17 protein-coding genes are annotated in these 18,667 nt (G+C 73.6%); 10 read left to right on the plus strand and 7 right to left on the minus strand.

What is annotated here, in order from left to right; all coding sequences use genetic code 11:
• Positions 1–82: 82 nt before the first annotated feature.
• The 3 genes from IF655_RS28070 (at position 83) to IF655_RS28080 (ending at position 3,735) form a co-directional block, all read left to right on the plus strand.
• Positions 83–1,444 (plus strand): peptidase C39 family protein, encoded by a 1,362-nt coding sequence (locus tag IF655_RS28070; RefSeq protein WP_199587942.1) that lies wholly within the window; start codon positions 83–85, stop codon positions 1,442–1,444.
• Between the two features lie 176 nt (positions 1,445–1,620).
• On the plus strand, positions 1,621–2,292 hold the full coding sequence (locus IF655_RS28075; RefSeq protein WP_199587943.1) for a TetR/AcrR family transcriptional regulator: 672 nt from the start codon (positions 1,621–1,623) through the stop codon (positions 2,290–2,292).
• 270 nt (positions 2,293–2,562) lie between these two features.
• Positions 2,563–3,735, plus strand: a complete 1,173-nt coding sequence (locus IF655_RS28080) for an acyl-CoA dehydrogenase (RefSeq protein WP_199587944.1) — start codon at positions 2,563–2,565, stop codon at positions 3,733–3,735.
• Between the two features lie 442 nt (positions 3,736–4,177).
• Here the strand turns inward: IF655_RS28080 and IF655_RS28085 are convergent, their stop codons facing one another.
• Entirely contained in the window at positions 4,178–4,630 is a 453-nt protein-coding gene (locus IF655_RS28085) for a hypothetical protein (protein ID WP_199587945.1), read from the minus strand.
• Between the two features lie 208 nt (positions 4,631–4,838).
• Here IF655_RS28085 and IF655_RS28090 point away from each other — a divergent pair, with 208 nt between their 5' ends.
• The 4 genes from IF655_RS28090 (at position 4,839) to fxsA (ending at position 9,040) form a co-directional block, all read left to right on the plus strand.
• A complete protein-coding gene (locus tag IF655_RS28090; protein WP_199587946.1) occupies positions 4,839–5,279 on the plus strand; it encodes an Lrp/AsnC family transcriptional regulator in 441 nt (146 codons plus the stop codon).
• A 63-nt stretch (positions 5,280–5,342) separates the two neighbouring features.
• Positions 5,343–6,962: an amidohydrolase gene (locus IF655_RS28095; RefSeq protein WP_199587947.1), complete on the plus strand. Its 1,620-nt coding sequence runs from the start codon at positions 5,343–5,345 to the stop codon at positions 6,960–6,962.
• A gap of 584 nt (positions 6,963–7,546) precedes the next feature.
• Positions 7,547–8,392: a polyprenol monophosphomannose synthase gene (locus IF655_RS28100; protein WP_199587948.1), complete on the plus strand. Its 846-nt coding sequence runs from the start codon at positions 7,547–7,549 to the stop codon at positions 8,390–8,392.
• Positions 8,393–8,467: 75 nt separating this feature from the next.
• Complete coding sequence (gene fxsA / locus IF655_RS28105) at positions 8,468–9,040, plus strand: FxsA family membrane protein (RefSeq protein ID WP_199587949.1); 573 nt, start codon at positions 8,468–8,470, stop codon at positions 9,038–9,040.
• A 138-nt stretch (positions 9,041–9,178) separates the two neighbouring features.
• On the opposite strand, the gene IF655_RS28110 is transcribed toward fxsA, so the two are convergent.
• The 4 genes from IF655_RS28110 to IF655_RS28125 form a co-directional block, all read right to left on the minus strand.
• Entirely contained in the window at positions 9,179–9,553 is a 375-nt protein-coding gene (locus tag IF655_RS28110; RefSeq protein ID WP_003977404.1) for an RNA polymerase-binding protein RbpA, read from the minus strand.
• Between the two features lie 255 nt (positions 9,554–9,808).
• Positions 9,809–11,155, minus strand: coding sequence for an MFS transporter (locus IF655_RS28115; RefSeq protein ID WP_199587950.1), 1,347 nt, complete (start codon positions 11,153–11,155; stop codon positions 9,809–9,811).
• A 67-nt stretch (positions 11,156–11,222) separates the two neighbouring features.
• Positions 11,223–11,990, minus strand: a complete 768-nt coding sequence (locus IF655_RS28120) for a glycerophosphodiester phosphodiesterase (RefSeq protein WP_199587951.1) — start codon at positions 11,988–11,990, stop codon at positions 11,223–11,225.
• Positions 11,987–12,637 carry a YitT family protein gene (locus IF655_RS28125; protein WP_199587952.1) on the minus strand — a complete coding sequence of 217 codons (651 nt, stop codon included), beginning with the start codon at positions 12,635–12,637 and terminating at the stop codon, positions 11,987–11,989. The genes IF655_RS28120 and IF655_RS28125 overlap by 4 nt, the downstream gene beginning before the upstream one ends.
• Positions 12,638–12,740: 103 nt before the next feature.
• Between IF655_RS28125 and IF655_RS28130 the strand changes: the two genes are divergently transcribed.
• The gene (locus IF655_RS28130) at positions 12,741–14,246 is read left to right on the plus strand and encodes a PLP-dependent aminotransferase family protein (protein WP_199587953.1); all 1,506 of its coding nucleotides are present in this window, start codon (positions 12,741–12,743) and stop codon (positions 14,244–14,246) included.
• Between the two features lie 88 nt (positions 14,247–14,334).
• Here IF655_RS28130 and IF655_RS28135 read toward each other — a convergent pair whose 3' ends face one another.
• Together IF655_RS28135 and IF655_RS28140 are read right to left on the minus strand one after the other, a co-directional pair.
• Entirely contained in the window at positions 14,335–15,960 is a 1,626-nt protein-coding gene (locus IF655_RS28135) for an ATP-binding protein (RefSeq protein ID WP_199587954.1), read from the minus strand.
• Positions 15,961–16,073: 113 nt separating this feature from the next.
• Positions 16,074–16,268, minus strand: a complete 195-nt coding sequence (locus IF655_RS28140; protein WP_018548945.1) for a hypothetical protein — start codon at positions 16,266–16,268, stop codon at positions 16,074–16,076.
• Positions 16,269–16,533: 265 nt separating this feature from the next.
• Between IF655_RS28140 and IF655_RS28145 the strand changes: the two genes are divergently transcribed.
• Positions 16,534–16,926 carry an ankyrin repeat domain-containing protein gene (locus tag IF655_RS28145; RefSeq protein WP_199587955.1) on the plus strand — a complete coding sequence of 131 codons (393 nt, stop codon included), beginning with the start codon at positions 16,534–16,536 and terminating at the stop codon, positions 16,924–16,926.
• A gap of 321 nt (positions 16,927–17,247) precedes the next feature.
• Positions 17,248–18,666 carry a HEAT repeat domain-containing protein gene (locus IF655_RS28150; protein WP_199587956.1) on the plus strand — a complete coding sequence of 473 codons (1,419 nt, stop codon included), beginning with the start codon at positions 17,248–17,250 and terminating at the stop codon, positions 18,664–18,666.
• The last annotated feature ends 1 nt before the right edge of the window (position 18,667 follow it).

Raw genomic sequence — 18,667 nt, forward strand, 5'->3', positions numbered from 1 at the left:
TGGCGGGGGGCGCATAGTGGGCGCGAAGCCGTGCGGCGTTCGCACCTGTCCGCACCTGGACTCCCTGGGGGTAGTCGCGTCCATGAGCAGAGCCCAGCAGCCCTCCCGCCGCAGCGTCCTCGGGGCGGCCGTCGCCGTCGCGGTGAGCGCGGGGGCGGTGTCCGCCGTTCCCGCCGTCGCCGCCCCGGCCGTACGGCACGGCGGGTCCTCCGGCCGTCCCGTCGAGTACCACGCCTGGACCTCGTACACGGACTGGCGGCAAGGCACCGCGCACGGCGTCCGCGCCGTCGCCGGATCACGCCCCGGGATCGTGATCGCCGCGCCCGCGGGCCGTACCGACTACACCGACCCCCACACCGGCACCACCGCGACCTGGGAGTACGCCACCTGGACCTCGCCCGCGCACCGGCTGAGCGTGCCCGCCACCGAGGTCATCGCCTCCTGGAACGCGCACACCCCCGAGGGCACCTGGCTCCAGACCGAGCTGAGCGGCACGTACTCCGACGGCACCGCGACCCCCTGGTACGTGATGGGCCGCTGGGCCTCCGGCGACCAGGACATCCGGCGCACCTCCGTGGACGACCAGAGCGACGGCAAGAGTTCCGTCTGGACGGACACCTTCGCCATCGACGACGCGAGCACGGGGCTGCGCCTGGTCTCGTACCGGCTGCGCCTCACCCTGTACCGCAAGCCCGGCACCCACACGACCCCCACGGTCCGCCGCGTCGGTGCCATGGGCTCGGACATCCCCGACCGCTTCACCGTCCCCGCCTCCGCCCCCGGTCTCACCCGCGAACTCGCCGTCCCGCGCTACTCGCAGGAGATCCACAAGGGGCAGTACCCGCAGTACGACAACGGCGGCGAAGCCTGGTGCAGCCCCACCTCCTCGGAGATGATCGTCGAGTACTGGGGCGCCCGCCCCACCCCCGAGCAGCTCTCCTGGGTCGACCCCGCCTACGCCGACCCCCAGGTCTGCCACGCCGCCCGCTCCACCTACGACTACCAGTACGAGGGCTGCGGCAACTGGCCCTTCAACGCCGCCTACGCCGCCTCCTACTCCGGTCTCCAGGGCGTGATCACTCGCCTCACCTCCCTCACCGACCTGGAGACCCTGATCGCCGCCGGCATCCCCGCCATCACCTCCCAGTCCTTCCTCAAGACCGAGCTGACCGGCGCGGGCTACGGCACCTCCGGCCACCTCATGACCGTCATCGGCTTCACCGCCGAGGGTGACGTCATCGCCAACGACCCGGCGTCCCCGAGCGACGACGCGGTGCGCCGGGTGTACGCACGGCGCGAATTCGAGAACATCTGGCTGCGCACCAAGCGCTACAACGCCTCCGGCCAGCTCGCCTCGGGCACCGGCGGCGTCTGCTACCTGTACTTCCCGGAGCACCCGACCCCGCGCCAGCGGGCGGCGCTCGCGGCGGTGGGGGTGCGCTGAGCCCGGGGACCCGGCAGGGGTGCGGCGCCGGTCCACGCGACCGGCGCCGCACTCGTCCCGTGCCGCGCCCGCCCCCGTCCGCCCCGCCCGCTTCGTCGCGCGCCCTCACCCGAACGGCCGCCTCTGCCATACTGCGGATGTCCCGCCGACCGCAGAGACCAGGGCCGGAATTGAATATGCGTCAACAGCCCGCCGCCCTCGCCCAGGCCGTCGGCCCGGGCCGACCGACGCGTGGTACCGAGCGCTCCGCGGCGCGCCGGGCCGAACTCATCGCCATCGGGCGCAAGTTGTTCGCCGACCGGTCCTACGACGCGCTGTCCATGGACGACATCGCGCGCCAGGCGCATGTCGCGAAGGGGCTCATCTACTACTACTTCCGGTCCAAGCGCGGCTACTACCTCGCGATCATCCAGGACTCCGTCGCGGACCTGGTCACCTTCGCCGCGAGCGGTCTCGAACTGCCCGCCGTGGACCGGCTGCACCGCACCCTGGACAGCTATCTGCGGTTCGCGGAGCACCACCAGGCGGCGTACCGCACCATCGTCAGCGGCGGCGTCGGCTTCGACGCCGAGGTGCACGCGATCCGGGACGGTGTGCGCGAGGCGATCGTCGACACCGTCGCGGACGGGGCGTACGGCAGGACCGCCGTCGGACCGCTCGCCCGCAGCGGTCTGCTCTCCTGGGTGTGCAGCGTCGAGGGCGCCACCCTCGACTGGATCGACCGCCCCGCGCTGACCCGCGACACCCTGTGCGAGCTGCTGGTCAAGACGCTCGGCGGCACCCTGCGCGCCATCGAGGAGCTGGACCCCTCCTGCCCGGCACCGCCGCCGGCCCGCCGGGACGCCTGACCCCGCGACCAGACCACCACCCCCGCTTCACTCCAACAGCCCCGCGCAGCCAAGGTCGACAAGGCGGCGCAGGGCCTTTTCGGGTTTCCTGAAGTAAGCGCTCGTTAACTGGTGACGGGAGGTCCCGGATCGGGCATACTCACGGCACAGCCGCTGGTCAGCCGCCTCCGAGACCCGGAGCGGGCCGTCGGCGGACGGAACGATCAGGCGGAGCCGCCCGACCCGGGGCGCACCTCCGCCGGTGTGCCCGACAGGGAGGAGACCGACGCCATGTCCGACCGCGACCCGCAGCCGGTGGAGCGTCAACTGCCCACGGAAGAGGCCCGCGATCTGCTCGCGCTCGTCCGTGAGATCGCCCAGCGCGAGATCGCGCCGAAGGCGGCCGAGGAGGAGGACGCCGCCCGCTTCCCGCGCGAGGTCTTCACCCTGCTCTCGGAGGCGGGCCTGCTCGGTCTGCCCTACGACTCCGAGTACGGCGGAGGGGACCAGCCCTACGAGGTCTACCTCCAGGTCCTGGAGGAACTCGCCGCCGCCCGCCTCACCGTCGGTCTCGGCGTCAGCGTGCACACGCTCGCCTCGTACGCGCTCGCCGCCCACGGCACCAAGCAGCAGCAGGTCGAGCACCTGCCCGCGATGCTCGGCGGCGGTCTGCTCGGCGCCTACTGCCTCTCCGAGCCCGCCTCCGGCTCCGACGCCGCCTCACTGCGCACCCGCGCCGTCCGCGACGGCGACTCCTGGGTGCTCACCGGCACCAAGGCGTGGATCACCCACGGCGGCATCGCGGACTTCTACACCGTCATGGCCCGCACCGGCGAGGACGGTCCGCGCGGCATCACCGCCTTCCTCGTCCCCGGCGACGCCGAGGGGCTGAGCGCCGCCGCGCCCGAGAAGAAGATGGGCCTCAAGGGCAGCCCCACCGCCCAGGTCCACCTGGACGGCGTCAGGGTCTCCGACGACCGCCGCCTGGGCGAGGAGGGCCAGGGCTTCTCCCTCGCCCTGTCGGCGCTGGACTCCGGTCGCCTCGGTATCGCCGCGTGCGCCATCGGCGTGGCCCAGGCAGCCCTGGACGCGGCGGTCGGCTACGCCACCGAGCGCAGGCAGTTCGGCCACCCCATCGCCGACTTCCAGGGGCTGCGCTTCATGATCGCCGACATGGCCACCCAGATCGAGGCGGGCCGCGCGCTGTACCTGGCCGCCGCGCGGCTGCGTGACGCGGGACTGCCGTTCGCCAAGCAGGCCGCCATGGCCAAGCTGCACTGCACCGACACCGCCATGCGGGTCACCACGGACGCCGTACAGATCCTCGGCGGCTACGGCTACACCGCCGACTTCCCGGCCGAGCGCTACATGCGCGAGGCCAAGGTGCTCCAGATCGTCGAGGGCACCAACCAGATCCAGCGGATGGTCATCGCCCGTCATGTGGCGGGCCCTGAGGCTCGCTGAACTGCCCCCTGACCACCTGCGGGGCCGCCAGCTCGACCCACTCCGGGTCGTGGCGGCCAGGCAGCGTGCGGCCCCGGTCGGCCCAGGTGCGCATCATCTCCCGGTAGATGGGCGGGTCCTGCGGCGGCTGGGGCGCGGCCGGTTCCGCGGGCCGTGGGACGAGGGGCCGGCGCTGACGCCCGGTGGCCGTGTGCATGGGGGTCATGCCTGGCCAACGCGGGCGCGCCCGCCGGGGTCACCCCCGCGCCAAATCGAGCGTCAGTCCACCCGCGTCGGCCGCCGCTGCCCGCCCCGGTTCACCCGTACGGCAGGCCACTTCACCCGCACGGGGTCACACCTCACCCGTACGGCACAACGCCCCGCTCGAACGGCACAACGCCCCGCCCTCCGGCGCAGCGCGCACCGGAAGGCGGGGCGTTCGTTCGTCTGAAGAAGGGGGGGCTCAGGCGGCCCGGTCGCGCATCGTCGGTACGCGCATCGGGCGCGAGCCCGGACCGCCGACGTGCGAGAAGGGCTGGGTGCGCCAGTCCAGACCCTGGGGGAGCGTCAGCAGCAGGGCGGTGTCCTGCTCCTGCGGCGCGGCGGACGCGTCGGCCGGGCGGGCGTCCGCCGCCGCGCGACCGGTGCCCGAGCAGGCCGTGAGGCCGAACGGGTTCCACGGCGAGGCACACCGCGCGTGCTCCGGCAGGACCTCCTCGTCCGCGAGGAGCGCGATGGGCTGCGCGCAGTCCGGGCAGATCACCCGGTACATCTCGAACGTGTCGTAGGTGTCCTCGGCGTCCACCAGGCTCTCGGCGTCGTCGTCGAAGTCGGGTTCGACGTACTCCGGAACGGGCTCGACGACGCGCGGCTGCCGCCGGGCGGCGGGACGGACGGGGCGCTTGACACTCTGCATGGGAATCTCCCCCTAAGGCTGGGCCGTGAAGGCACTGCGGCCTTGACCACAGCAAGCACTTCCCGTCCACTCTCGGCGGTAATCGTGAGAACATCACGCAGCGCGCACAAGTCCTGTGGTGTTCGTCACATGGCTGGGTGAGCGTACCCCGCATGACCTGCGCAGCTCGGGTACCGGAAAGGATCGCGCGGCCTGTAGGTTCAGCGGCATGGAGGAGCTGGACCGTCAGATCGTGGAGCTGCTCGTCAAGGACGGGCGCATGAGCTACACCGACCTGGGCAAGGCCACGGGCCTGTCCACGTCGGCCGTGCACCAGCGGGTGCGCCGGCTCGAACAGCGGGGCGTCATCCGCGGCTACGCGGCCGTCGTCGACCCCGAGGCCGTCGGACTGCCGCTGACCGCCTTCATCTCGGTCAAACCCTTCGACCCCAGCGCCCCGGACGACATCGCGGAACGCCTCGCGGGCGTCCCCGAGATCGAGGCGTGCCACAGCGTCGCGGGGGACGAGAACTACATCCTCAAGGTCCGCGTGGCCACCCCGCACGAGCTGGAGGAGCTGCTCGCCCGGCTCCGCTCGCTCGCCGGGGTCTCCACCCGCACCACGGTCGTGCTCTCCACGCCGTACGAGTCGCGCCCGCCGAGGATCTGACCCCGCCGGTCCCCGTCCGCCCCGGTTCCCGCCCTCCCGCGCGCACGCGAGAGACTGTGGGACATGAGTGACCAGTGCGCCGACCCCACGAGCGACCCCGAGACCGTCCTGCTGCGCCGGGGCGAGGTCCACAGCCCCGCCGACCCCTTCGCCACCGCGATGGTCGTGGAGCGCGGCCAGGTCGCCTGGGTCGGCTCCGAGGGCGCCGCCGACGCCTTCGCGGACGGCGTGGACCAGGTGATCGACCTCGACGGCGCCCTCGTCACCCCGGCTTTCACCGACGCCCACGTCCACACCACGGCCACCGGTCTCGCGCTGACCGGGCTCGACCTCTCCGACGTGCCGTCCCTGGAGGCGGCACTCGACCGGGTCCGCGCCTTCGCCGCCGAGCGCCCCGCCGACCGGGTGCTCCTCGGTCACGGCTGGGACGCCGCCCGCTGGCCCGGCGGTCGCGCGCCGACCCGCGCGGAGCTGGACGCAGCGACCGGCGGCCGTCCCCTGTACCTCTCCCGCGCCGACGTCCACTCGGCCGTCGTCAGCACCGCCCTGCTTGACCTCGTACCCGCCACTGTGGACCGCGCCGACGCGCCGCTCACCGCCGACGACCACCACGCCGTCCGCGAGGCAGCCTTCGCCGCGCTCACCCCCGCCCAGCGCGCCGAGGCACAGCGCGCGGCGCTCGACCGCGCCGCCTCCCTCGGCATCGGCTCCGTCCACGAGTGCGGCGGACCCGCCATCTCCTCCGAGGACGACTTCACCGGGCTGCTGAAGCTCGCCGCCGAACGCCCCGGACCCCGCGTCGTCGGCTACTGGGCCGAACAGGACGTCGACAAGGCGCGCGCCCTCGGCGCCCTCGGCGCGGCGGGCGACCTCTTCGTGGACGGCGCCCTCGGCTCCCACACCGCCTGTCTGCACCAGCCGTACGCCGACGACACCGCCCGCACCGGCACCGCCTACCTGGACGCCGACGCGGTCGCCGCCCATGTCGTCGCCTGCACCGAGGCGGGTCTCCAGGCGGGCTTCCACGCCATCGGGGACGCGGCTGTCGGCGCCGTCGTGGAGGGGATGCGCGCCGCCGCCGAGAAGGTCGGGCTCGCCCGGGTCCGCGCCGCCCGGCACCGCGTCGAGCACGCCGAGATGCTCACGCCCGAGACCGTCGCCGCCTTCGCCGAGCTGGGTCTGATCGCCTCCGTACAGCCCGCCTTCGACGCGGTCTGGGGCGGCGAGGACGGCATGTACGCCGCTCGGCTCGGCGCCGAGCGCGCCCGCACCCTCAACCCCTTCGCCGCCCTGCTGCGCGCCGGGGTGCCGCTCGCCTTCGGCTCCGACAGCCCGGTCACCCCGCTCGACCCCTGGGGCACCGTCCGCGCCGCCGCCTTCCACCGGACCCCGGAACACCGGGTCTCGGTGCGCGCCGCGTTCACCGCGCACACGCGCGGCGGCTGGCGGGCCATCGGGCGCGACGACGCGGGCGTCCTGGTGCCCGGCGCCCCGGCCGACTACGCCGTCTGGCACACCGGCGAACTGGTCGTCCAGGCCCCCGACGACCGGGTCGCCCGCTGGTCCACCGACCCCCGCTCCGGCACCCCCGGCCTGCCTGACCTGGGACCCGACCGCGAACTGCCCGTCTGCCTGCGCACGGTGGTCGGCGGCCGGACGGTGTACGTACGGCCGGGCGAGTGATCTACGACGGCGGCGCCGACCGGGGTCCGCGCCGCCGCACCGCCGCCCGACCTGCGCATCCTTGCGACAAGCACGAAGCGCGCCGGTGTTTGCGCAGGCCACAGGGCTGTTGACAGTCGACGGCGGGCGCCCGGTAGGTTCGGCCGCGTCCACCACCGGACGCCCGGCCGCCGAGTGTTCGCGTACTCGTCGCAGCGCCGCTGGGTCAGGGACGGTGTGCCGCCGCACCGGGGCACCGTCGCTGGGAGCCAGGCTCAGCGCCCGCGCCGACGGGGGAACGCTCCGCCGGCCGGCCAGGTGTGACCCGGGTGGGGCCCGGTCGCTCAGTAGACAACGGCTCTCGGTCGACCCGCAGCCAGCGGGTCCCAGGTCGGCCCGAAGGGCGCCGGGCCCCCATCCGCAGCGGACCACCGGCGGTGACCGCCGACTGTGACCACCGGCGGCGGACACCGTGACATCGGCGACGAAAATCCCGTTCCTACCCAACTCTTGCGCTCTCGACACCACCGTAGGAATGTGCTGTCACGTCATCGCAGGCGGTGACCACTATGGTGGACGCCTGCGTACGACATGAAGGGGCAGCAGTGAACGACGGCGAGACCCTCGCGGCCACGGCCCGGGGGAGGCAGTTCGGCCCGCTCGGCACGGTCCTGGTGATCATTCCGACCTACAACGAGGCGGAGAACATCAAGGCGATCGTGGGCCGGGTACGCAAGGCCGTCCCCGCGGCACACGTCCTCGTGGCGGACGACAACAGCCCCGACGGCACCGGCAAGCTCGCCGACGAGCTGGCGGCGGCGGACGACCACGTCAAGGTGCTGCACCGCAAGGGCAAGGAGGGGCTCGGCGCCGCCTACCTCGCGGGCTTCCGCTGGGGTCTGGAGCACGACTACGGCGTCCTGGTCGAGATGGACGCCGACGGCTCCCACCAGCCCGAGGAACTGCCCCGTCTGCTCACCGCGCTCAAGGGCGCCGACCTGGTGCTCGGCTCCCGCTGGGTGCCCGGCGGGCGGGTGGTCAACTGGCCCAGGTCCCGCGAGGCCATCTCGCGCGGCGGCAGCCTCTACTCCCGCCTCGCCCTGGACCTGCCGCTGCGCGACATCACCGGCGGCTACCGCGCCTTCCGCCGCGAGACCCTGGAGGGGCTCGGTCTGGAGGAGGTCGCCTCGCAGGGCTACTGCTTCCAGGTCGACCTGGCCCGGCGCTCGGTCAAGGCGGGCTACCACGTGGTCGAGGTGCCCATCACCTTCGTGGAGCGCGAGTTCGGCGACTCCAAGATGAGCAAGGACATCCTCGTCGAGGCGCTGTGGCGGGTCACCGCGTGGGGCGTGGGGGACCGGGTGAACAAGCTCAGGACCAAGGGCGCCGACAAGCCAGCGACCGGGGCCGGCGCCCCTGCCGCTGCCAAGGACACCGCCAAGGGCGAGTAGCCCCGCTGGGCCCGGTCCTTCGGGGACGATCACCCCCTTATCCCGCGCTGAGCCGGGCCCAGGCACACTGGAAGCATGACGACTGGCGCCTCCACCCCTCCGCAGACCGGCCGGACCCGGCGCTCGGCCCTGCGCCGCTATCTGCCACTCGGCATCGCCGCCTGGATCGTGCTGGAGATCTGGCTGCTGGTCCTGGTCGCGAACGCGGCCGGGGGACTGGCCGTGTTCCTGCTGCTGGTGGCGGGCTTCGTCGCGGGCGCCGTCGTCGTCAAGCGCGCGGGGCGCCGCGCCTTCCGCAACCTGGACGAGGCACTGCGCCGCGGCACCGCCCCCTCGGACGGCACCGCTCCCGCCTCCGGCGGCGGCAACGGTCTGCTGATGCTCGCGGGTCTGCTCCTGATGATCCCCGGCATGCTCTCCGACGTCGCCGGGCTGCTTCTGCTGCTGCCCCCGGTCCAGACCCTCGTACGCCGCCGCACCGAGCACCTGGTCAACCGCAAGCTGCGCGTGGCCGCCCCCGGCTCCCTCGGCGACGCCTTCCAGCAGGCCCGCATCCACCGCCCCGACGGCAAGGTCGTCCAGGGCGAGGTCGTCCGCGAACACCGCGACGACCCCACCGACGAGCCCCGCCCGCCCCTGAACCGCTGACCGCGCTGACCGCGGCAGCCGTCCCGCCGGGACACGGACGGCCGACGAGGGTGCCCGGACACACAGAAACCGCGGGCGCCGTACATCGCGAAGATGTACGGCGCCCGCGGTTCTCGTGCGTGCTTGCCCCCGGAGGGGTTACGCGGACTTGCGGCTGTCGCGCGGGTGTACGGCGATGTTCATCGCCCCCGAGCGCAGGACCGCCAGGCGCTCCTCGAGGACCTCTTCGAGCTCCTCACGGGTGCGCCGCTCCATCAGCATGTCCCAGTGGGTACGCGCGGGCTTGGCCTTCTTCTCCTCAGGGCCGTCGCCGTCGACCAGGAGTGCCTGGGCGCCGCAGACCTTGCACTCCCACTCCGGCGGAATCTCCGCCTCGACCGAGAAGGGCATCTCGAAGCGATGCCCCTTCTCACATGCGTACTCCACGGCCTGGCGCGGGGCCAGGTCGATGCCGCGGTCCGTCTCGTAGCTGGTCACCACGAGGCGCGTACCGCGAAGAGCTCGCTCACTCATGAATCGTGCCTCCCGGGCTTGTCGCCCACAGGACAGGTGTCGCTGTCGTCGTCATCCGGTCAACGTCCGGTCGGCGGTAAAGATTCCCGTTCAGGGTCATGCGTCGCCGTCGTAGCCGCCCCTTGTTCTACCCACAGGCGCCCGGTTTGTCACATCTGACAGCAGATGTCACCCAGCGTTTCGCTGGCTTTGACGCGCAGTAACGGTACGCCTGGCAGGCCAAACGCGTACACTACCGCCCTTTCGTGTGGAACGCTAAATCCTGTCCGGAACCGGATTCCCCGCCTCGTCGATCGCACGCCGCACCGGTACCCGGGCCAGCAGGACGAAGCCGATGACGAAGAAGGCGACCAGCGACACGATCGCCGAACGGTAGCTCCCGGTGAGCTGGTAGGTCAGCCCGAACAGCAGGGGACCGAGCCAGCTCATGCCCCGGTCGCTCAGTTCGTACGCGGAGAAGTACTCCGCCTCCTTGCCCGGCGGGACCAGGTGCGAGAACAGCGAGCGGGACAGCGCCTGGCTGCCGCCGAGGACCAGACCGATGGCACCGGCGAGCACGAAGAACCACACCGGCACCCGGGCGGGCAGGAAGTACCCGGCGCCCAGCGTCAGCGTCCATGCCACCAGCGAGCCGAGCACCGTGCGCTGCGCGCCGTAGATCCGGGCGAGGCGCCCCATGGTCAGCGCGCCCGCCACCGCGAGCACCTGGACCAGGAGGACCGCGCCGATCAGCGTGGACTGGCCGAGGCGCAGCTCCTCCGAGCCGTAGACCGACGCCTGGGTGATCACCGTCTGGATGCCGTCGTTGTAGACCAGGTAGGCGAGCAGGAAGGCGAGGGTGCGCGGGTGGCGGCGCATGTCCCGGACGGTCGCCGCGAGCTGGCGCAGACCGGTGGGCGCGGCGGCGGGCACGCGCGCGTGCCGGTCGCGCAGGGCGCGCAGCGGTACGAGCGTGAAGGCGCCCCACCACAGCCCGGCCGAGGCCAGGCAGATCCGCACCGCCTCCGTCTGGGACAGACCGAAGGAGTCGTGCGCGGAGAAGAGCACCAGGTCGGCGACGAGGACCAGGGACCCGGACGCGTAGCCGAACGCCCAGCCGCGCGAGGAGACCGCGTCGCGTTCGGCGGGCGCGGAGATCTGCGGCAGATAGGCGTTGTAGAGCATCATCCCGACCGACTGCGCCGCGTTGGCGACGATCAGGAGGAGCCCGCCGAGCAGATAGCGGTTGCCGTCCAGGAAGAACATGCCGGTCGTCGCGGCCGCCCCGGTGTACGCGGCGGCGGCCAGCAGCGGCTTCTTGCGGCCGGTGCGGTCGGCGGCGCTGCCGACCAGCGGCATGATCAGCACGGCCACGATCACCGACAGGGAGACCGAGTACGCGAAGAACGAGCCCGCGCGCACCGGGATGCCGAGCGGGTGGACGTACCCCTCGGGGTCGGCCGCGTCGCGGGCGACCGCGGTGAGGTACGGGCCGAGGAACACGGTCAGGACGCTCGTCGAATAGACCGAGCACGCCCAGTCGTAGAAGTACCAGCCGCGCTGTTCGCGCCGCAGTCCGGCGGCCTCGTCGGCCACCTCCGCCCGCACGGTGTCGGTGCCCACCCCGCGCCCTCGCTTCCCCGCCGCAGTGCCGTGCGCGCGGCGGGGAAGCGAGGGCACCCCGGGCGGTTCAGACCCAGACGCCCCGGTCCTCCATGACCTCACGCAACGTGTCGATGTGATCGGTCATGATGCCATCGACCCCCAGATCCAGGAGCCGGTGCATCCGCTCGGATTCGTTGATCGTCCACACGTGCACCTGGACCCCGCGCGCATGGGCGGCGCGCACGAACGCCGCGTCCACCACCGGGACCCCCGACTGGGACTCCGGCACCTGCGCGGCCACCGCCGAGCGGCGCACGGCGGCGGGCAGTCCCCAGGAGCGCAGCCGCAGCCCGAGCACCCCGCGCGTGCCGAACGAGGTCGCAAGGCGCGGTCCGGCCAGGCGCTGTGCCCGCACCACGCGAGCCTCGGAGAAGGAGCCCGCGCACACCCGGTCCCAGGCGTTCGTCCGCTCGACCAGCTCCAGGAACGGCAGCAGCGCCGACTCCGCCTTGAGGTCCACGTTCCAGCGGACTTCCGGGAACGTCTCGAGCAGCTCCTCGAAGAGCGGCACCGGCTCCTTGCCCGCCACCCGCGCCTGCTCCACCTCCCGCCAGGGCAGGTCCGCGATCCTGCCCCGGCCGTCCGTCGTCCGGTCCAGGGTCGCGTCGTGGAAGGCGACGAGCCGGCCGTCCGCCGTGGTGTGCACGTCGGTCTCCATGTACCGGTAGCCCAGCTCGGCCGCGCGCCGGAACTGCGCGACGGTGTTCTCAAGACCCTCCGCCGCGCCGCCCCGGTGGGCGAACGCGAGCGGGGTGGGGTGGTCCAGGTAGGGGTGGCGTATCCGCGAGGTCACGGGCGCAGTATCGCGCGGGCGGGTGTCCCGGCGGCAACCACGGTGGCCGGACCGCTCGACGGGACGGCGAACACGCGCAGGAAGAGCTGTGCGAGCGGACCGATCGAGAGCGCGTACAGGACCGTGCCGACGCCCACTGTGCCGCCGAGCGCGAAGCCCGTCGCGACCACGGCGACCTCCACGAGGGTGCGCAGCAGCCGGATCGAGCGGCCGGTGCGCTGGTGCAGCCCGGTCATCAGTCCGTCGCGCGGACCGGGACCGAACGCCGCCGCGATGTACAGACCGGTCGCCGCGCCGTTGAGGACGATCCCCGCCACCAGCAGCAGCACCCGCGCCGCGATGCCGTGCACGGCGGGCAGCACGGACAGGGTGGCGTCCAGGGCGAAGCCGATCACCAGGACGTTGGAGACCGTGCCGAGTCCGGGGCGCTGGCGCAGGGGGATCCAGAGCAGCAGCACGAGCGCGCCGACGATCGTCAGCACGACGCCCATGCTGAGCCCCGTGAGCCGGGCCAGACCCTGGTGCAGCACGTTCCACGGCTCCATGCCGAGGTCCGCGCGGACGAGGAGCGCGGAACTGGCGCCGTAGAGCGCGAGCCCGCCGTACAACTGGACCAGGCGTCGGCCGAGATGGCTCCGAGTGGACACCGGATACCCCCCTGGGGTGGAAACAGTGGACTGACCCGTGTCACTCTGTGGCTCGGTGAGCACGGTCATCCATGGCCAATCCGGGGAAGGTGGACTGATCTTCATGGCGCAGTGGACCTCGGCGGTGGGTGCCGCGCAGTTGGCCCGGCTCCTCAACTCCCAGCAGAAGCGCCCGGCGGGTCCCGGCACCCGCCGCCCGCCCGCCTATCGCGCCCTCGCCGACGGCGTACGGCTGCTGGTCCTGGAGGGGCGGGTGCCGGTCGCCGCGCGGCTGCCCGCCGAGCGTGAACTCGCCCTCGCCCTGTCCGTCAGCCGCACCACCGTCGCCGCCGCCTACGAGGCACTGCGCGCCGAGGGCTTCCTGGAGTCCCGGCGCGGCGCGGGAAGCTGGACCGCCGTCCCCGCGGGCAACCCGCTGCCCGCGCGCGGTCTCGAACCCCTGCCGCCCGAGACGCTCGGCTCGATGATCGACCTCGGCTGCGCGGCGCTGCCCGCCCCCGAGCCGTGGCTCACCCGCGCCGTCCAGGGCGCCCTGGAGGAACTCCCGCCGTACGCGCACACGCACGGCGACTACCCGGCAGGGCTCCCCGCGCTGCGCGCCATGATCGCCGAGCGCTACACCGCGCGCGGTATCCCCACGATGCCCGAGCAGATCATGGTGACCACCGGCGCGATGGGCGCCATGGACGCGATCTGCCATCTGTTCGCGGGCCGGGGCGAGCGCGTCGCCGTCGAGTCGCCCTCCTACGCCAACATCCTCCAGTTGATGCGCGAGGCGGGCGCCCGGCTCGTGCCCGTCGCCATGGCCGAGGGGCTCAGCGGCTGGGACCTCGACCGCTGGCGCCAGGTGCTGCGCGAGGCGGCGCCCCGGCTCGCCTACGTGGTCGCCGACTTCCACAACCCGACCGGCGCCCTCGCCGACGAGGACCAGCGGCGCCGGCTGGTCGACGCCGCCCGCTCGGCGGGGACGGTCCTCGTCACGGACGAGACCATGAGCGAGCTGTGGTTCGACGAGGAGCTGGGCCGTGAAATGCCGCGCCCGGTCTGCGCGTTCGACCCGGCGGGCTCGACCGTCATCACCGTCGGCTCGGCCAGCAAGGCGTTCTGGGCCGGGATGCGCATCGGCTGGGTGCGCGCCGCCCCCGACGTCATCCGCAGCCTGGTCGCCGCCCGCGCCTACGCCGACCTCGGCACCCCGGTGCTCGAACAGCTCGCGGTGAACTGGCTGTTCAGCACCGGCGGCTGGGAGGAGGCGGTGGAGCTGCGCCGGGCGCAGGCGCGGGAGAACCGCGACTGTCTGGTGACCGCCGTCCGGCGCGAGCTGCCGGACTGGGAGTTCGAGGTGCCCGAGGGCGGACTGACCCTGTGGGTCCGCGCGGGCGGTCTGTCGGGCTCGCGGCTGGCCGAGGCGGGCGAGCGGGTCGGCGTCCGGGTGCCCTCCGGACCGCGCTTCGGCGTGGACGGCGCCTTCGAGGGCTATGTGCGGCTGCCGTTCACCGTCGGGGGAGCGGTGGCGGACGAGGCGGCGGTACGGCTCGCCGCGGCGGCGCGGCTGGTGGAGACGGGTGCGGGGGGCGGGGCGGAGGCTCCGCGCACGTTCGTGGCGTAGGGGCGGGCGCGTCCCCGCGCGGGGCTCCAACGCACAGGACCGGGCGGGTAGTTGACCCCGCCCGGTCCTGCGCGTCGTCCGTCCTCCGTCAGGACTCGGCGCCCACCGCCTCCGCCACCACGGGCGCGGCGACGGTGTCGTCCGGCTTGGTGAGGTGGGCGGGCGGTACGGGCTGCGTCGCCTCGACCGGTGTCGTGCGCGGCGGGAGCAGCGCGAGTACCGCCTGGCGGTCGGTCTCGCTCGTGGCGTCGTCGTACGGGTCGGGGGTGGCCGGGACCTGGAGGCGGAGCACCGGGCCCGAGCCGAGGCGGGCGTAGCCGCGGCCCGCCGGGATGCGCTCGGGCGGGGTCGTGTGCGGGGGCTCGCCCAGCACCGCGGCCACCTGCTGGGCGGTCGCCGGACCGAGCACGACCCGCGCGCGGGTGTGGCGGCCGACCGCCTCGCTCAGGCTGTCCGCGCTGTCGAACTGCTCGGCCAGGACCACCGTGACGTTCGCCGCGCGGCCGTGCCGCAGCGGGACCTGGAGCAGCGCCTGCGGGTCGGTGCGGTGCTCGGCCTCCGCGAGGTGCGTGAACACGGTCGGGCGGTCGAGGAGCAGCCACAGCGGTCGCCGGGTGTCCTCGGGCATCGGCTCGCCCGCCTGCCGGGCCCGGTTGACCGCGAGGAGCCGCCGCTCGGTCTCCTGCGCCGCCCACTCCAGGCTCGCGACCGCGCCCGCCGGGGCGCACTCCACGGCCAGCACGCCGTCCCGTCCGGTCAGGCACGCGTACTCGCCGGTGCCGCCGCCGTCCACGATCAGCACGTCGCCGTGCTGGAGGGCCTGGAGCGCGATGGAGCGCAGCAGGGTCGAGGTGCCGCTGCCGGGGTGGCCCATGGCCAGCAGATGCGGTTCGGTGGAGCGGACGCCGGTGCGCCAGACGACCGGCGGCACGTCCCGCTCCTCCTCCTCGAAGGAGAGCGGGAGGGTGCGCTGGACCTCGCTCTGGTCGGTGAAGCCGAGCACGGTCTCGCCGGGCGCGGTGACGAACCGCTGGGCGGCGATCCCGTTCGGCAGCGGAGGGAGGACGGACAGCGTGAGCCGGTTGCCCTCCTCGTCCCAGTCGAAGCGGTACTCGCGGCCGCGCCCCGCCTTCGCGCCGAGCAGCCGCTCGACCCGCGCGCGTGCCTCGGGGTCGCCGTCGGGGAAGTAGGCGGGGTAGCGGATCACCAGATGGCCGACGCGGCCGCCGTCGTCGAACTCGTGGTCCGCGAGTGCCTTCTCCCAGGCGCCGCCGTGGGCGTACAGCGGGGCGGGGTCCTCCGCCGTCGCGAAGACGGGCACCAGTGCCTCGTACAGCGAGCGCAGCCGCTCGGCCTGCGCCGGGACGGGCCCGTCGGGCTTGGCGGGGGTGCGGTCCCGGCCGTACCAGGCGGCCGCCGCCATCAGGGCGATGGCGGCCAGCAGCGGGCCGTACGGCATGAGCGCGACGACCAGGACCACGGCGGCCGTCAGGAACAGCAGCGGGCCGCGCTTGTCCTTGGGTGTCGCGGTCCACTTCGTCCGCGCGGCAGCGGCGAGGCGGCCGAGCCCGCGCGAGAGGGTGATCAGCGGGTGGAGGACGTCGGTGGCGCTGTCGGCCGCCGTCCGGGCCATGTCCCGGCTCCGGGCGAGCTGCGTGCGGGCGAGCTGCGCGCTGTCCTTGCTCAGAATGCGGGGAAGAGGGCGCCGGGCCACTGCTGTCTCCTGTGCGTGGGGCGGAGTGGGGCGTGCGGGCGGGGTGGTCCCGCGACGTGGCGGGGTGGTCCCCCTCGGACGGCGCGGTGCCCGCCCTCGGGGGAGGCGGGGCGTCAGAACTTGATGCCGCCGAGGAGGCTCGCCAGACTCTCGCCGCCTGCCTTGATGCTCGGGGCGATGGCCGTGCTCGCGAGGTAGAAGCCGAACAGGGCCGAGACGCACGCGTGCGTGCCCTTGAGGCCGTCCTTGCGGAAGAAGAGGAAGACGATGATGCCGAGCAGGACCACGCCGGACATGGAGAAAATCATGGGGGACCTCCTGGAGTCGAAGGGGGGACAGTCACCATGAGTACTTCCAGGATCACAGAATGTATCCATACGATAAAAGGTGCAAGTGGGTGAAAAGTGCCGCTTTTCCTCCAGGCGGCGGACCCCGCACTGCGCCGTGGGGCCGCATCCGTGCGTCCGACCGGGTCTGCCCCGCCCCTCACCTCGGTCGCACCCGGTCGGGGCGGGTGCGACGAAGTACCCTGACGATTCACCTGAACGGTTGCAACGAGAGGCGGTCCGGCCGATGAGCGAAGGCCCCGACCCCGAGGTCGTGGAGCTGGCGACCAAGATCTTCGATCTGGCCCGGCGCGGACGGACCGAGGAACTGGTCGCGTACGTCGACGCGGGCGTGCCGGCGAACCTCACCAACGACCGCGGCGACTGTCTGGTGATGCTCGCCGCCTACCACGGGCACGCCGACACCGTCCGCGCGCTGCTGGCCCGCGGTGCCGACGCCGACCGGATCAACGACCGGGGGCAGACCCCGCTCGCCGGGGCCGTCTTCAAGGGCGAGGCCGAGGTGATCGACGTCCTGCTCCAGGCCGGTGCCGACCCGGCCGCGGGCACGCCGTCGGCGATCGACACCGCGCGGATGTTCGAGCGGACCGAACTCCTGGAGCGCTTCGGCGCGCGGTGAGCGGCACGTCCGGGCCAAAGACGGCGCGGAACCACGGGGGAGCGGTACCAGCAGCGGGGGGAGGCGGTACAAGCCGCCGGAAATACGGTCGCGGCAGCACAGACCGCGGGTCATCATGACGACGTGATTCACGGACGCGGGGGCTGGGCAGGAGTTGCCGCACCACGCGGGCCGTGACGCGGTCCGCATGGGCCACCAACGAGAGGCAGAGAGAAATGGTCTTCGGCAAGCAAGAGACGGCGGGCGCTCCGACGTTGTGTCACGCGGCCAGGTAATGCGTGTTCCCCGGTTGCGTCGACGCTTGATGTGAGGCTGTTTCCCATGTTCGATCCGGTCATAGCGCCCAGCGGCACCCTGCTGGGCCTGTTGCAGAGGGGCCGCGGCGACGGCACCCTGCACGCGCTCACCGCCCCCCGCGCGGAAGCGCTCGAAGCCCTCGACCACTGCGTGCTCCACGACCCCCGCCACGACTGGCAGGTGGAGAACCGCTCCCTGTACTACGCCCGGCTCTACCTCGACCTGAACGGCGAACTGGACGCCGTCGAGGCGCACCTCTTCGGCGCCGAGGACATCCTCGACGGCGACGAGTCCCGCACCGGACTCGCCCTCGCCGTCCTCGGACACCTCGCCTCCTACGGCCGCCTGGACGCACTCGCGCTGCTGCGCCGGTACGCCGCCCACGGCACCAACTGGGCCTGGGCCCTGGACGAGCTGGCCCTGCGCGACGACGACGCGGGCCTGCGCGCCCTCGCCGCCCCCGTGCTCGCCCGCTTCCCCGCCGACCCGGCGGGCGACGCCGAGCTGGCCGCCACCGTGCGCGACGCCTTCGAACCCCGGCCCTGGCGGCTGTGGGCCGAGGACCCGCGCACGTCCATCGCCACCCGGGTGCGCACCGCCCAGGAGGCGGGCAGTTTCGACCGCTGGCAGCGGCAGATGCGCCCCGCGGGACCGCGCCCCGGCTGGAGCGTGGCCGCCGTCCTGGACTGGGCCCAGCAGGGTCTGGAGCGCGGCGCCGCCCTCCATGTCCCCGCCGCCCGCTGTCTGGCCGCCGTGGCCGGACCCGAGGACCGCGCGGAGATCCTGGACGCCGCCCGCACCGGCACCGAGGGCGCCCGCTGCACGGCCCTGCGCCATCTCGCCGACAGCGCCGACCCCGAGGCGCTCCCGCTGATCGAAGCCGCCGTCGCCGACGGCACCCCCGGGGTCGTCGACGCCGCCGTCGACGCCTTCGAGCGGATGCGCACCGAGGCGGCCGTGGAGCACGCGCGCCGCTGGGCGGAGCGCCCCGACGCGCTCGGCGCCGCCGCCGGACGCGTCCTCGCCTGCCGGGGCACCGCCCAGGACGGCGACCTCGTCCTCGGCGCCCTGCGCGAGGCCGTACGGGGCGAGGGGCCCGACGCGCCCACCCTGTGGACCCTGGTCGACGGCGCCGGACGCCTGGGCATCGCCTGCGCCGCCCCCGTCCTGCGCCATGTCTACCGCGAGACGGCCTCCTCCCATCTGCGCGGTCGCGCCGCCGGTGCCCTCGCCGCCACCGATCCCTCCTTCGCCACCGGCTTCGCCGTCGAATGCCTGTGGGACTGCGAGGAGACCACCCGCGAACTGGCCGCCCGGCACGCCGAGACCGGCGACGCCCGCGTGGTCGAGCGCCTGCGCCGCCTCGCCGCCGACCCGGCCGAGGAGGCCGAGGTGCAGACGGCGGTCCGCAGCCGCATCGGACCGGACGCGCAGACCATGTGAC

The sequence above is a fragment of the Streptomyces sp. DSM 110735 genome, assembly GCF_016482685.1.
In the GTDB taxonomy this organism is placed as follows: Bacteria; Actinomycetota; Actinomycetes; order Streptomycetales; family Streptomycetaceae; genus Streptomyces.

Coding starts and splice junctions, on each gene's coding strand:
- IF655_RS28145 (WP_199587955.1), top strand. CDS start 16,534: ATGAGCGAAGGCCCCGACCCCGAGGTCGTGGAGCTGGCGACCAAGATC.
- IF655_RS28085 (WP_199587945.1), bottom strand. CDS start 4,630: ATGCAGAGTGTCAAGCGCCCCGTCCGTCCCGCCGCCCGGCGGCAGCCG.
- IF655_RS28090 (WP_199587946.1), top strand. CDS start 4,839: ATGGAGGAGCTGGACCGTCAGATCGTGGAGCTGCTCGTCAAGGACGGG.
- IF655_RS28140 (WP_018548945.1), bottom strand. CDS start 16,268: ATGATTTTCTCCATGTCCGGCGTGGTCCTGCTCGGCATCATCGTCTTC.
- IF655_RS28080 (WP_199587944.1), top strand. CDS start 2,563: ATGTCCGACCGCGACCCGCAGCCGGTGGAGCGTCAACTGCCCACGGAA.
- IF655_RS28110 (WP_003977404.1), bottom strand. CDS start 9,553: ATGAGTGAGCGAGCTCTTCGCGGTACGCGCCTCGTGGTGACCAGCTAC.
- IF655_RS28070 (WP_199587942.1), top strand. CDS start 83: ATGAGCAGAGCCCAGCAGCCCTCCCGCCGCAGCGTCCTCGGGGCGGCC.
- IF655_RS28150 (WP_199587956.1), top strand. CDS start 17,248: ATGTTCGATCCGGTCATAGCGCCCAGCGGCACCCTGCTGGGCCTGTTG.
- IF655_RS28130 (WP_199587953.1), top strand. CDS start 12,741: ATGGCGCAGTGGACCTCGGCGGTGGGTGCCGCGCAGTTGGCCCGGCTC.
- IF655_RS28095 (WP_199587947.1), top strand. CDS start 5,343: ATGAGTGACCAGTGCGCCGACCCCACGAGCGACCCCGAGACCGTCCTG.
- IF655_RS28075 (WP_199587943.1), top strand. CDS start 1,621: ATGCGTCAACAGCCCGCCGCCCTCGCCCAGGCCGTCGGCCCGGGCCGA.
- fxsA (WP_199587949.1), top strand. CDS start 8,468: ATGACGACTGGCGCCTCCACCCCTCCGCAGACCGGCCGGACCCGGCGC.